General features: G+C 38.0%; 15 protein-coding genes. 10 read left to right on the forward strand and 5 right to left on the reverse strand.

Annotated features, from left to right (window positions below; all coding sequences use genetic code 11):
* Positions 1-72: 72 nt before the first annotated feature.
* The 3 genes from ACE01N_RS04050 (at position 73) to ACE01N_RS04060 (ending at position 2,508) form a co-directional block, all read left to right on the forward strand.
* Positions 73-900 carry a hypothetical protein gene (locus ACE01N_RS04050; protein WP_380585090.1) on the forward strand — a complete coding sequence of 276 codons (828 nt, stop codon included), beginning with the start codon at positions 73-75 and terminating at the stop codon, positions 898-900.
* Positions 900-1,493, forward strand: a complete 594-nt coding sequence (locus tag ACE01N_RS04055) for a DUF1287 domain-containing protein (RefSeq protein ID WP_380585092.1) — start codon at positions 900-902, stop codon at positions 1,491-1,493. The genes ACE01N_RS04050 and ACE01N_RS04055 overlap by 1 nt, the downstream gene beginning before the upstream one ends.
* 259 nt (positions 1,494-1,752) lie before the next feature.
* The gene (locus ACE01N_RS04060; RefSeq protein WP_380585094.1) at positions 1,753-2,508 is read left to right on the forward strand and encodes a PRC-barrel domain-containing protein; all 756 of its coding nucleotides are present in this window, start codon (positions 1,753-1,755) and stop codon (positions 2,506-2,508) included.
* 95 nt (positions 2,509-2,603) lie between these two features.
* On the opposite strand, the gene ACE01N_RS04065 is transcribed toward ACE01N_RS04060, so the two are convergent.
* Both ACE01N_RS04065 and ACE01N_RS04070 read right to left on the reverse strand, forming a co-directional pair.
* Positions 2,604-4,355, reverse strand: a complete 1,752-nt coding sequence (locus ACE01N_RS04065; protein ID WP_380585096.1) for a phospho-sugar mutase — start codon at positions 4,353-4,355, stop codon at positions 2,604-2,606.
* Positions 4,356-4,870: 515 nt separating this feature from the next.
* On the reverse strand, positions 4,871-6,115 hold the full coding sequence (locus ACE01N_RS04070; protein WP_380585098.1) for an aminotransferase class I/II-fold pyridoxal phosphate-dependent enzyme: 1,245 nt from the start codon (positions 6,113-6,115) through the stop codon (positions 4,871-4,873).
* A gap of 322 nt (positions 6,116-6,437) precedes the next feature.
* On the opposite strand from ACE01N_RS04070, the gene ACE01N_RS04075 reads away from it, so the two are divergent.
* From ACE01N_RS04075 to ACE01N_RS04100, 6 genes are all read left to right on the forward strand, one after another.
* A complete protein-coding gene (locus tag ACE01N_RS04075) occupies positions 6,438-7,250 on the forward strand; it encodes an outer membrane protein assembly factor BamD (RefSeq protein WP_380585100.1) in 813 nt (270 codons plus the stop codon).
* 10 nt (positions 7,251-7,260) lie between these two features.
* Complete coding sequence (locus ACE01N_RS04080) at positions 7,261-7,593, forward strand: DNA-directed RNA polymerase subunit omega (RefSeq protein WP_375726502.1); 333 nt, start codon at positions 7,261-7,263, stop codon at positions 7,591-7,593.
* A gap of 11 nt (positions 7,594-7,604) precedes the next feature.
* Complete coding sequence (locus ACE01N_RS04085; protein WP_380585102.1) at positions 7,605-8,162, forward strand: flavoprotein; 558 nt, start codon at positions 7,605-7,607, stop codon at positions 8,160-8,162.
* Between the two features lie 14 nt (positions 8,163-8,176).
* Positions 8,177-8,806 (forward strand): phosphopantothenoylcysteine decarboxylase domain-containing protein, encoded by a 630-nt coding sequence (locus tag ACE01N_RS04090; protein WP_380585882.1) that lies wholly within the window; start codon positions 8,177-8,179, stop codon positions 8,804-8,806.
* Positions 8,807-8,895: 89 nt separating this feature from the next.
* The gene (locus ACE01N_RS04095; RefSeq protein WP_380585104.1) at positions 8,896-9,474 is read left to right on the forward strand and encodes a TetR/AcrR family transcriptional regulator; all 579 of its coding nucleotides are present in this window, start codon (positions 8,896-8,898) and stop codon (positions 9,472-9,474) included.
* A gap of 9 nt (positions 9,475-9,483) precedes the next feature.
* A complete protein-coding gene (locus ACE01N_RS04100) occupies positions 9,484-10,413 on the forward strand; it encodes a 3-oxoacyl-ACP synthase III family protein (RefSeq protein WP_380585106.1) in 930 nt (309 codons plus the stop codon).
* A gap of 84 nt (positions 10,414-10,497) precedes the next feature.
* Here the strand turns inward: ACE01N_RS04100 and ACE01N_RS04105 are convergent, their stop codons facing one another.
* Together ACE01N_RS04105 and ACE01N_RS04110 are read right to left on the reverse strand one after the other, a co-directional pair.
* Positions 10,498-10,962 carry a hypothetical protein gene (locus tag ACE01N_RS04105; protein WP_380585108.1) on the reverse strand — a complete coding sequence of 155 codons (465 nt, stop codon included), beginning with the start codon at positions 10,960-10,962 and terminating at the stop codon, positions 10,498-10,500.
* A 276-nt stretch (positions 10,963-11,238) separates the two neighbouring features.
* Positions 11,239-11,703, reverse strand: a complete 465-nt coding sequence (locus ACE01N_RS04110) for a hypothetical protein (protein WP_380585110.1) — start codon at positions 11,701-11,703, stop codon at positions 11,239-11,241.
* Between the two features lie 293 nt (positions 11,704-11,996).
* On the opposite strand from ACE01N_RS04110, the gene ACE01N_RS04115 reads away from it, so the two are divergent.
* Positions 11,997-12,596, forward strand: a complete 600-nt coding sequence (locus ACE01N_RS04115; protein WP_380585112.1) for a short chain dehydrogenase — start codon at positions 11,997-11,999, stop codon at positions 12,594-12,596.
* Positions 12,597-12,931: 335 nt separating this feature from the next.
* Here the strand turns inward: ACE01N_RS04115 and ACE01N_RS04120 are convergent, their stop codons facing one another.
* Entirely contained in the window at positions 12,932-13,396 is a 465-nt protein-coding gene (locus ACE01N_RS04120) for a hypothetical protein (protein WP_375726509.1), read from the reverse strand.
* Positions 13,397-13,898: the final 502 nt, after the last annotated feature.

Here is a 13,898-nt window from a genome sequence, read left to right on the forward strand (position 1 = left end):
AAAAAATATGTGTCTTATTTTTTCATGTATCCTGATTAGGATATTGTATCTTGTTGAACCAAAATTTATAAAATGAAATACAGCGCTTTACTGGTAATATTATTCTTTTCTGTAGCAGTGGCTGCCAAAAAACCGGATGCAGATAAAATTCTTAAGGAAGGAAAGATGCTTTATACTCTTCAGGAAGCATCTGTAGTGGCAACAACACACTTCTTGCAACAATTTCCTGCCAAGGCAGAGAAAGCAAATGGTTATCTGTCATACATCAATGGAAATGAGATTAATACCATTATTTATTATCATTTTGATTCTACTCAGATTTTAGCCCGCTACCATTTTGCAGCATCACAACCGGATAAAATAGCAGGGATTCCGGAAACAAGACAACTGGTTCCTACTGAATTGGAAGATGACCTGATAACCATGCGTGAAAAGGCCATTGAAAAGATTAAAGTTAATAAGGATGGTTATTTCACCTATTACGACGGAGTGTCGTTTACATTGCTCCCGGTAATAAATAACCATGAACGTTGTGTATATGTTATGTCCGGCTCAAAAGTGGGTGATGTAATAATTCTTGGAAATGACTACCAGTTGCGTTTTGATAAAAATAATAAATACCGTGGTGTGGAACGCATACACAAGTCATTGGTGAAACTAAGCACAAAAGCCGGGATGGATACCACCCAAAATGCAACCTTGCACAAGCATTTTATTTCTGAGGCAATTGATCCGACGGACATATGTACATTGTTACTCTATAAAGATCAGGTGGAGTGGGATTTACATTATGTGCTTAGCCGGAAGTATGTATCCGTTTTTGACCTTAAAAACGAAAAACTCGCTATCATTAAAACCAAAGACTGGAAAAAGATTGGATCAGGGATGATGAACGAATAATGAGGAAGTTCTTTATAATATCAGTGTTTACAGGATTCTGTTTGCTTATATCAGCGCAGGATTCAGCATTTTACACTTCTCTGGCTGATTCCACTTTACAACTTACAAAAGATGATGTGTTGTATGATCCATCATACTTTTCCATACCTTATCCAAACGGAGATGTCCCTTCTGACAGAGGTGTTTGTACAGATGTTATTATTCGCGCGTACCGGAAAGTAGGCACTGATCTTCAGAAAGAGGTTCATGAAGATATGAAAGATAATTTCGGGTTATATCCTAAAATCTGGGGACTTTCACGCACCGATAAAAATATTGATCACCGCAGAGTACCTAATCTAATGGTATTTTTTAGCCGCTTCGGTGAGGAATTACCGCTTACAGATATTGGATCAGATTATAAAGCCGGAGATATCGTGTGCTGGAATCTGGGTGGCAATGTTACACATATTGGAATTGTTGTAAATCGGTTAAATAATGACAAATCGAACCTGATGGTTGTGCATAACATTGGCCAGGGGCAGGAGTTGGCTGATTGCTTGTTTAAATACAAAATAATCGGACATTACCGATACAGAAAAGTTGCTGATTAAAGCTTTGTCGGTCACAATTTTTTTAATTCATTTAGGAAATATTCTCAAGACGCATTTAAAAATTCGAATAGTCCCGGATTTTCGTAATTCGTGTGGAGATTTTACACAGTTTTCATATTTCTTCTACAAAAACTTACATCTTCAATACAGTCTGAAATAAAAATATCCTTTCAATATTCTGATAATTAGCGTATTAAGAAGTGTATGTGTGACGATGTTTCTATGGAATATTATTTGCACCGTTTACATTAAAAAAGCCATGAAAAGAAGTTTAAACAGATTAGTAGGCTTTTCAGTCAAAGCCAAAGACGGAGATAAAGGAAGTGTTAAAGACTTTTTATTCGATGAGGAACGATGGACTATTCGTTACCTGGAGGTAAAGCTGGGGAATATCTTTAAAAACCGAAAAGTACTGATTCCAAGAGTGAATCTTGGTGAACCCGAATGGATGAGTGAGCATTTTCCGGTTAATCTTAACATGGAGGTTATCGAAAAATCTCCGGGGATTGATTTTGATAGTCCTGTTTCGAGAAGATATGAACAAATGTTGTTTAACCACTATGCCATGCAACCTTACTGGGCTCAGCAATATGCAGGATATTCGGGCATTGCTTCTATGCTTGATCCTAACAGACCGGTTCCGTCACGTTATCCTGAAAAAGTGGTGGATGAAAACGACATTGATACAAGTCTAAGAAGTTTTAATGAGGTCAGAGGATATACGATTGAGTCCACAGACGACAGGTTTGGGCATATTGAAGATTTGATTATTGAAGATGAAAACTGGCATGTTTTTTACGTTGTGATTGATACGAAGGATTTATTGCCCTGGAGTAAAAAGGTTATGCTGCCTATTGAAGTGATTTCTGAAATAAGTTATGTTGGAAGAAAGGCAACCATAAAGATGACCAGGGATGATATCGAAGCAGCTCCTGAATTTGATCCTTCGATGGCTGTGAATGAAGAATATGAAAAAGTGTTATACGATTTTTATGGACGAAAAATTAAAGTTTAATCGACCATAAAAATTGAAATGGGTACTGGTTTGAACATTTCTACATGCAAAAAGCCCGGCATTGCCGGGCTTTTTTATATGAAAGAATTAGCTAATCAGTTTAGTTTGAGCTCTTTTATAATCTGGGCAATTTTTTCGTCTGCTTTAGCATTGGCAGCATCAAAATCGGCCCTGGATTTTAATTCCCCTTTCACTTCAAAATAAAACTTGATTTTTGGTTCAGTCCCTGAAGGGCGAACTGAAATTTTTGATCCATCATCAGTCAGGAACTGCAATACGTTAGATGCTTCAGGGAAATCCAGTTTTGTAATATCACCGGTAATAAAATCTTTGGCTTCGAGAGACTTGTAATCCTTCAGTATTTTTACAGGTGATCCACCTAATGTTTTTGGTGTGTTGTGTCTGAAATCTTCCATCATCTGTTTTATTTCATCCGCTCCCGCTTTTCCTTTACGCACTACCGATATCAGTTTTTCTTTGGAGAAACCATATGTCAGATATATATCCTGAAGCAGTTCATATAAGGATTTGCCGTTATCTTTTGCCCATGCTGCAACTTCTGCCATTATAGAACATGATGATACAGCATCTTTGTCACGAACAAAATCTTCCGGAAGGAAGCCGTAACTTTCCTCACCTCCGCAAATGTATTGTTTCTGACCTTCGAATTCACGGATCAACGAAGCAATCCATTTAAACCCGGTATAACAATCAAAATATTCAACTCCGTTTTTAACTGCGACTTCTTTTAGTGTTTCTGATGTAACGATGGTTTTAACAAAAAACTCATTTCCTTTAAGCTTACCTTTTGCCTTCCATTGTGTAATAATGTAGTAGGTGAGAAGTAACGCTGTCTGGTTACCGTTGACCAGAATAAACTCACCTTTATCGTTTTTAATAGCAATCCCAATACGGTCCGAATCCGGGTCTGATGCCATAACCAGGTCGGCATCTTTTTCAGCCGCTTTATTCACAGCCATTTCCAGTGCTGCAGGTTCTTCCGGGTTTGGTGATTTTACCGTTGGGAAATCTCCGCTGACCACATCCTGTTCAGGAACATTGATGATATTGGTAAAACCAAATCTTCTTAAAGCCGCCGGAATAATTTTTACTCCGGTTCCGTGAATAGGAGTATAGACGATTTTTAAATCTTTTTGACGTTCAATGGCTTCCGGGTCAAGGACCAGTGTGGCAACCCTGTCGAGATACATATTGTCAATTTCTTCTCCGATAATCTCTATCAGCTCCGGTTTGCCCTCAAATTTAATGTCTTTGACGTCGGTAATGGCATTCACTTCGTCAATTACATTTTTATCGTGAGGCGCAATCATCTGGGCCCCATCGTCCCAATATGCCTTGTAACCGTTATATTCCTTAGGATTGTGCGACGCTGTTAAGATAATTCCGCTCTGACAGCCTAACTCGCGAATTGTGAAAGACATTTCCGGCGTAGGGCGCAGGTCTTCAAACAGATATACTTTAATGCCATTGGCAGAAAATATATTGGCGGAAGTCTCGGCAAACAGGCGGCTGTTATTTCTACAGTCGTGCCCAATAACCACTTTTATCGGATTTACATCAGGAAACTGCTTGATCAGGTAGTTTGACAGACCTTGTGTGGCTGCACCTACCGTGTAAATATTCATTCGGTTAGATCCGGCTCCCATAATACCGCGTAATCCACCGGTGCCAAATTCAAGGTCCTTATAAAATGCATCAATAAGTTCTGACTTATCTTCTGCATCCATCATACGTTTGATCTCTGCTTTTGTTTGCTCGTCATAATTTCCGTCAAGCCATAGCTGGGCTTTCTTAATTACAGATTTTAATACGTCTTTATTATCCATTTTACTCAATTTTGATAAGCAAATATAGGTCAAAATCTGCGTTTAAGAAAGTAATAGTATTTAATAATAGGAATAAGTATATTTTGACAGTTATATTTCTGTGAAATATCAAAATTATAATTATATAAAATATTGTAAAATAAATATATAAATATTATACTGGTCCGTACCATGATGTATATAGAACCAGCTGAATTTTTAGTTTTTTACGATAGGTTTATGTTTTATGCTGTTTTATTAACTTTTGTTGGGATCTTTAAACGATTTGTGACCATAAATCAGCAACAAACCGGTAAGATAAAAAGCACAGGTGTTCAGCCCTAAGATACGTTGTAAATATCATATGCGAATAATTTAAAAATAAATATATTGCAATGTTATTCGTAATTATAAATTATTGATAATTAATATATTGTTTGATTTATTGAAAGTGTATTATTTTTAGAAGTAAAATGGCGATGGGAGATAAAAAAAGCCGGTTTTAACCGGCTTTTAAATTGTGATATATGGTGTTTTTATTGCCATTCAGGAATGCTTTCCACATCGTATTTTCCGGCTTCAAGATTAGCCCTTACTTCGGAGAAAGCTTTAATGGTATATTCCACATCTTCTATAGTATGACTTGCAGTTGGAATAATACGTAGCATTAACTGTCCTTTTGGAATTACCGGATACACTACGATAGAACAAAATACATTATAGTTTTCACGTAAATCCATAACCAGGTTGGTTGCTTCAGGAACACTACCTGAAAGATATACCGGTGTTACGGGTGATTGTGTGTGGCCAAGGTTAAATCCTTCTGCCTTTAATCCACTTTGTAGTTTGTTAACTACTTCCCATAGATTAGATTTCAGTTCAGGATTATTCTTTAGAATTTCCAAACGTTTTAGTGCGCCTTCAACAAGTGGCATTGGTAAAGATTTGGCAAAAATCTGTGAACGCATATTATACCGCAGATAGTTGATGATTACTTCATCGCCTGCAATAAACGCACCTATGGAAGCCATAGATTTGGCAAAGGTTGAGAAGTACAGATCGATTTTATCCTGAACACCAAAGTGTTCTCCCGTTCCTGCACCTGTTTTACCCATGGTTCCGAATCCATGCGCATCATCAACCAGCAACCTGAATTTGAATCTATCTTTTAAAGCGGTAATATCATCCAGTCTACCCAGATCGCCTGCCATTCCAAAAACACCTTCAGTAATAACCAGAACACCACCTTTTTGAGTTTCTGCAAGTTTCACTGCCCGGGTGAGCTGACGTTCCAGATTTTCAATATCGTTGTGCTGAAAAACAAAACGTTTTCCCATGTGTAAGCGCATCCCATCAAGAATACAGGCATGTGATTCAGAGTCATAAACAATTACGTCATTCCGGTTCACCACTGAATCAATAATGGATACCATTCCCTGATAGCCAAAGTTAAGCAGATAACTGTCTTCTTTACCTACAAAATCAGCCAACTGAGCTTCCAGTTTTTCGTGCAGACTGGTATGTCCACTCATCATTCGTGCACCCATCGGATAGCCAAGTCCCCATTTAGCAGCTGCTTCAGCATCTGTTTTTCTTACCTCGGGATGATTGGCTAAACCAAGGTAGTTATTTAAACTCCAGGTGAGAACTTCTTTGCCCCTGAATTTCATACGGGGATTGATTTCACCTTCCAGTTTTGGGAACATAAAATATCCATGGGCCTGTTGACGGTATTTACCTAAATCGCCCTGATCAGCTAGTATCTTATCAAATAAATCCACGTTCTTATGGTTTTAAAATTGCAATGCAAATGTAGTGTTTTTTAATATCTGTCCAAATGACATATATATTTTTCATAGTCAGTCTAAATAACCATGTAGCCTTGATTTTATCGTCGTATTTGCTTCTGAATATTGAATGGGTGCAGTTGTCCGGTTCAGACAAAAAAAATGAAAAAATATAAAAAGCATGATAACATTTTAATGTTTCGTACGTATTGGTTAAAGAATAATTATGTTGATCCGTAGAGCAAAAATTCATTAAAATAGCGGGTTATACTTTTTTTATTAGTGGGAATAACATAATTTTGCAGGGCTTTTGAAAATGAGAAACAGAACATTATACATACTGATTGCTGTGACCCTGTTATTTGCAGGGTGCGGAGAATACAACAAAGTATTAAAAAGTACAGATGCCGGTTATAAATATAACAAGGCGAAAGAGTATTATCTGGCCGAAGATTACAACAAGGCTGTAACCCTTTTTAGTGAGGTGTATCCTGTAATCCGGGGATCGGATAAATCGGAAGAAGCCCTGTATCTTATGGCAAATGCTTATTATGGCCAGGGGGACAACCTGATGGCCGGTCATTATTTTGGTACATTGGCTAAAACGTTCCCTAATGGCCCGTATGTTCAGGAAGCATATTATATGGCGGCTTATTGTCTGTATCTTGATTCACCGAAACCCCGTCTGGATCAGGCACCTACCAAGCAGGCAATTGAAGCTTTTGAATTATATGTAAATTTGTATCCTAAAAGCGAGAATGCCGGAAAAGCATTGAATTATATAGATGAGTTGAGGGAAAAGCTTGTTCAAAAGGACTACCTGAATGCTAAGTTGTATTTTGATCTGGGCAACTACCTGGGAAATAATTATAAATCGGCCGTCATAACTGCAGAAAATGTATTAAAGGAATATCCTGATACCAAATACAGGGAAGATTTATCTTTTCTCATTTTGAAAGCAAAATATATGCAGGCCGTAAACAGTGTGGAATCAAAACTGGAAGAACGTTACCGCAGTACAGTGGATGAGTATTATTCGTTCTCCAATGATTTTCCTGAAAGCAGCCATTTGAAAGAGGCTGAGAAAATGTTTGAAGATTCACAAAAAGTATTAAAGCGTTTTAATTAACAGTTCAAATATGGATTATAAAAAATCAAAAGCACCTTTGTCTACCGTTACGAGAGACACAATGGAATTGAGTAGCGATACCGGTAACATTTATGAAACTGTGATGATTATTGCAAAACGTGCGAATCAGATCAGTGCTGAAATGAAAGAGGAGTTAAACAGAAAGTTACAGGAGTTTGCTTCCTACACGGATAACCTGGAAGAGGTATTTGAAAACCGTGAGCAAATTGAAATTTCAAAATTCTATGAACGTCTTCCAAAACCTGCTCTGATTGCTACAGAGGAATATATTGAAGACAATGTCTATTATCGTAATCCGGCAAAAGAAAGCAACGAAGCTTAATTCGCCCTGCGATGAGATTACCGGGCAAAAAAATATTATTAGGAGTCACAGGAAGTATAGCCGCTTATAAAGCGGCTTATCTTCTTCGTGGCCTTATCAAAGAAGGGGCAGAAGTACAGGTTTTAATGACACCTGCCAGCAAGGAGTTTATTACTCCCGTTACCCTTTCGGCTTTATCCGGGAAACCGGTTCAAAGCGAATTTTTTGCCAATGCCGATGGTACCTGGCATTCTCATGTTGATATGGGATTATGGGCCGATTTGATGATTGTAGCGCCGGCATCTGCCAATACACTTGGTAAAATGGCGCATGGTATTTGCGACAATCTGTTATTAACAGCATACATGTCGGTAAAATGTCCCGTAATGGTGGCACCTGCCATGGATCTGGATATGTTTGCGCATGCATCCACGCAGGAAAATATCAGAATCCTTCAGAACAGAGGTGTCGAGATTCTCGACCCTGACAGCGGGGAACTTGCAAGTGGCCTTGAAGGAAAGGGGCGGATGCAGGAACCGGAAGTGATCGTGAAGCATGTGATAGATCACTTTTCAAAAAAAAAAGCCTGAATAAAAAGGTTCTGATTACTGCAGGACCAACCTTCGAAAAAATTGATCCGGTACGCTTTATTGGAAATTATTCTTCCGGCAAAATGGGATATGCCATTGCCAGGGAATGTGCATTCCGTGGCGCGGAAGTTACGCTTATATCCGGTCCGGTTCAGCTTGAAACACCATCTCCGGAAATTAAACGCATAAATGTTACTTCGGCTCAGGAAATGTATGAAGCTGCCATGAATGCCTTTAAGGATGCAGATGTAGCGATTTTGAGCGCGGCTGTTGCAGATTTTACGCCGGAAAAGGTTCAGAACAGCAAAGTAAAAAGAGGAAAGGAAGACCTGGTATTAAAACTTAAGCCCACCAAAGATATTGCCCGTTCTCTGGGTGAGGTTAAGCGGAATAATCAGTTTATGGTTGGTTTTGCCCTTGAAACCAACGATGAGGAAACAAATGCCCTTGGAAAGTTACAGCGTAAAAATCTGGATTTAATTGTGCTGAACAGTTTGAATGACGCCAATGCAGGTTTTATGCACGATACCAATAAAATTACCATTTTTGACAGAATGGGCAGGCGAACTTTGTACGACCTTAAAACCAAACAACAGGTAGCTTCCGATATTATTGATTACCTGACTTCATTTATTGCCGAGTAATATCTCCCGTTAAAATTATTGTTTTGTTTGGGTATAACTATTCTTAGGTATATATTTGCACATTGACACACTTTTTGTGCAATTGTGTAATGAAATCACTAAAGACTACACGCGATAAAATTGTATCTGTTGCCCGCATTGTATTTGCAAATCTAAGTGTTTACAAGACAACGATGGAAGATATTGCCAAAGCTTCAAAAATTGGCAGACGTACCATCTACAGCTATTTTGGATCAAAAGAAGAGTTATATTCTGAAGTCGTAAATGTTGAAATCAACTCTATTCTTGTAAAGCTGAAAGCGGTTACCAGGACCCAGCATGCACCGGATATTAAATTAAACGAAATCTTTATCGCCCGCATGAAAGCTGTGGAACATTTATCGATGAATAATGAATCGCTACGGAAAGATTTTCTGAACAATATTGACCGTATTGAAAACCTGAGAAAAAACCTGGATATTAAAGAAACTGAGTTAATCGGAAATATCCTCAAGGAAGGTATTGAAAATGAAGATTTTGAACTCAAAAATCCTGACAGGCTTGCGTTTGTGTTGCAGCGATCGTTAAAGGCTATGGAAGTACCTTTTATTAAAGATGCTTTTGGTGAATGGAGTTGGGAAACGTTGGATTTATATTATAAGACTTTATTAAAAGGAATACACAAGTAGGAAAAAGTTATGTTTATTGAGAAGATTTCACATTATATCCCTGAGGAACGCGTTCCTAACTCTTATTTTAAAGATGTGAATGGTTTGGATGACGAATGGATATTTCAAAGAACCGGTATTAAGACCCGGTCGAGGGCGGCAGAGCATGAGAATTCAAATACAATGGCTGTAGATGCTGTTCGTAGTCTTGAAAAATATCTGGATGGTGTTGATCTTATTGTTGGAGCTTCTTACAGTCCCTATGATACTGTTGCTACCATTGCACATGTTGTTCAGAAAGAGTTTGCGCTGAAAGGAGCTAAAGCTGTCTTCATTTCTTCGGCCTGTTCTTCGCTTATTAATGCGGTTGAGATTGTAGAAGGCTATTTTGCCATGGGGAAAGCATCAAAGGCTTTGGTGATTGCATCAGAACACAATTGGTTATACAGCAATCAAACGGATGAGAAAAGCGGACATTTATGGGGAGATGGGGCAACAGCAATTTTGTTAAACAGCAACGAAGTTCCCGGTTCACCCGAAATACTGAATATTTTTACCGAAGGTTTGGGGGATGTTGGTCAGGGTCCGGATGCAGTATATTTAAGGCCTGCCGGAGAAGGATTGGAGATGCCCAATGGCAGGGACGTGTTTATTCATGCCTGTGAATATATGGAAACAGGCTTGATGAAGGTTCTGGATAACAGAAATCTGGACAAAAATGATCTGGATTATATTATTCCGCATCAGGCCAACGACAGAATTATTCAAAACCTGTCGCAACGTATGAAATTTGATTACAACCGAATATTCAGAAATATTGACAGACTGGGTAATACGGGATGTGCCAGCACGGGAATTTGTCTTTCGGAAAACTGGCAGGAATTCAAAAAAGGCGATCTGGTTGGTATTACGGTCTTTGGCGGTGGTTATTCGTACGGTGCTATGTTGATTGAATTCTGAATTCGTTTGCTAATAATCGTAATCTGCGCAGGTACATAAAAAAGGGGACTGTAAGATCCCCTATTTTACTACTATGTTTTTCGTTTAACTCATGACTTCGGGTAAAAATGTGGCAATCAGACAAAGTTGTTCTTTTTCCGAACATGGCTTGCTGGTAATTACTTTTTGCTTCAGATAGTTTTCCCTGTTTACATGTTCTATACTGTATTGTTGTGTGTATGTTGCCAATCGTTTTGGAAGGTATTTTATTCCCAATATACCCTTTTTGCAGGTATATGCAACTTCAAATCCATCTGTTCTTACAATGTAGGTTTTGCACCTTTTTTCTTCCAAAACGCCGATATAAACAGGCTTGTCTAAATTATCGTAATGAACCACATAAGTTGGAAGACTTTCACCTTCTACCTCAATAAGATTTACTGCTCTTTTCAACCAGTATCTGCCCAGATCGGTATGGGAATCTTTCACAATGGTTGGGAACTTTGTAGAGAACGAGAACAAAGTGATACTTATCACCATCAATCCTAATAATTTAACCTTTGTTTTCATGACACTTATTTTTTTTGGTTATCGCTCAAAATTCTGGTTCAAAATTAAGGCGGATTTTGTCCGAGTGGAAGCTATAATCTGTGATTTACAGTAGTTTGTCGGTGTATACAGTTTTTATCGGTTTTTTCTGTATTCAGCCTCATTACCAAACCATTTACCGATAAGCCGTAATGCGGTGTAACTTTTTTGAATTACAGTAATCGCCGGAATATTGGAACAAAAAGGGGATCAAAACTGATCCCCTTTTCCTTCTTTAGCTTGTTAGTGTAACTCTCCTTATTGCATAATATCAGGAAGGTATTGTGCGATTAAATTCAGCTGAGTCTTTTCTGTGCATTTTTTCTGAGTTATCACTCTTTGTCTTAAATAATTAACTCTGTCAATGCTTGCTTTTGATTTCTCAGCGGGGAGAGTGGCCAGGCTTTCCGGCATATAATTGATTCCAAAGATTCCGTCTCTACAAGCGTATGCCACCTCAAAATCATCGGTTCTTACCAGAAAAATTTTGCAGTTTGGTACAGAATATACACCTATATAAACGGGTTTGGAAAGATTGTCGTAGTGGATTACATAAGTTGGGACTTCCTGATCATTAACTTCCATAGCATGCGCGGCTTTTTTCAAATAGTACTTGCCGAGTTCCGAGTTTGAATCGTTTACAATCGTCTCTGCATTTGTGGTAAATGCAAACATTGTGAACACTAACACTAATAATCCGAAAAGTTTACCTGTCGTTTTCATGACTTCAATTTTTATGGTGATTAATAATTTTTCTGATTCAAAGGTATGGCGGGATATGTCGTTTATGAAGCGAAAATCTGTGAGTATCAGCCACTGGTCGGTGTGTGAAGAAAATTAACGTTTTGGGCCGAAACCGGTGTATTCACCTCCCCATTTACCGAAAATTCAGGTTTTTTTGTAACTTTTTCAGATGACTGAAAACGTAAAGGCGGAAATTTCTTCCGGTTCATACAACAAGCCTTTAAGTTTTCTTGTTATCACCTGTAAACGTTGATACATATAAAAGTTGAATTATGAGAATTCTGATAATCGGAGGAGAAGGGACAATAGGTCGCAAAGTCTCGGAGTATTTTAAGCAAAAGTATGATGTTATAATAGCCGGAAGATCCGGAGGAAATATTCATATTGATATTACCAGTAACGATTCTATTAAAAAAGCACTGGATGAAACAGGGAAGCTCGATGCCATTGTGAATATTGCCGGTGCTACCAAGTGGGGAGCTTTTGCCGATCTTACCGAAGAAGATTATTATGTTGGCATCAAAAGTAAGTTGATGGGGCAGATTAACCTGGTAAGGATAGGAAAATATTATCTGAATCCTAAAGGATCGATAACACTGACTACCGGAATTTTAGGGGATGATCCTGTTGTAAATACAACGGCAGCTGCTATGGCAAACGGAGGTATTCAAAGTTTTGTAAAAGCTGTCGATCTTGAAATGGAGAATGAGATTCGTGTCAATGCAGTTTCTGTTGGGTTGGTTGAAGATGCATACGAACGCTTAAAAGATGCGTTTCCCGGCCATATTCCTGTGCCTATGAATGTTGTTGTTCAGGCTTATGCAAGAAGTGTGGAAGGAAAAGACAGGGGGCAGATTATCCGAAGATACTAAAAAGAAAATTTATGTATTAAGGTAAGATTTAAAAATTGTCTTAAACCTTATGTTGAGAGTCTTGGTACTTAACTCTTAATTACTGTTGTCCGGTTTAAGCTTCAGAGATTCCTCGCTTCACCCGGAATGACAGGTATTTGTTGGCAGTTGGGCTGGAGGATTGTCATTCTGAGCGTAGTAAAATGAAGCGAAGAATCTTTAAGTAATATTGATTTTTAGCCGGACAACAATCATTCCTGATACCTGATACCTGTGTCTTATAAAAAAAGAGGTGCCCAAAACGGACACCCCTCAACTTCTACGTAAATAATTATTAATCAAAATATCTATGAGACTTATTTCATGACCTGGGGCAGATAAGCTGCAATCAGTTTCAGTGCTTTGTCGTCATTTGGGTTATTCGGTGTAATGACACGTTGATTCAGAAAATGTTCGCGGTCAATTTTTGACATTACAACTTCTTCATCCAGTGTGGCCAGTTTTTTAGGCATGTATTCTACACCAAACTTACCTTTTTTGTTTACATAAGCAATTTCAAACCCATCAGTTCTTACAATATAGGTGTTTCCTTTTTTACTTTCCAATACGCCAACATAAACCGGGTAAGCCAGGTGATCGTAATGAATCACATAAGTTTCTAAAGCTTCACCTGATACTTCAATAACGTTAACGGCTTCTTTTAACCAGTATTTACCGAGGTCCGAGTTTGTTTCGCCAACAAGGGCAGAAGCACTGGCTGTAAATGAGAACATTGAAATTGCTAACACTGCTAATCCGAAAAATTTGTTGATTGTTTTCATGATGCTATTTTTTATTGTTTAAATGTTTTTGTTTTTAATTCTGATCCAAAAGTATGGCGGTTTACAAAATCTATGAACAGTTTATCTGTGAATCCGGGCTTTAAATCGGTATATGGCTGCTTTTATCATTTCCGGAGATGATGTCGCCATTTACCGACCATTTGGCAGCCGTTTATCGCCAAAATGAAATGCCGAATTTCGTCGGTGATTGTGGAAAGGCTCCTAAACAGGCATAATTACAGGTTGAACAGCAATGCATAAGGAACCGGGATTTGATACAAATTCAATTGTAAATTTTTATTTCTTAATACTCATTAAATCAGCATGTTATTTGTATCTAAAATATGTTTGTGAAAAAACGTCTTCGCATGATAATCATTCAATTCTTTTTATACTTTTACACGCATAAAATGGATAGGAATATAACGACATACCACCTTGTTAATGGATTTATAAACAGAGATATATGCCTTATTTGTCTCTGTGTATTCTCTGAATTTTG

It is taken from the genome of Quyinboa ferrireducens, assembly GCF_042436675.1.
Lineage (GTDB): Bacteria > Bacteroidota > Bacteroidia > Bacteroidales > UBA5342 > JBHJHP01.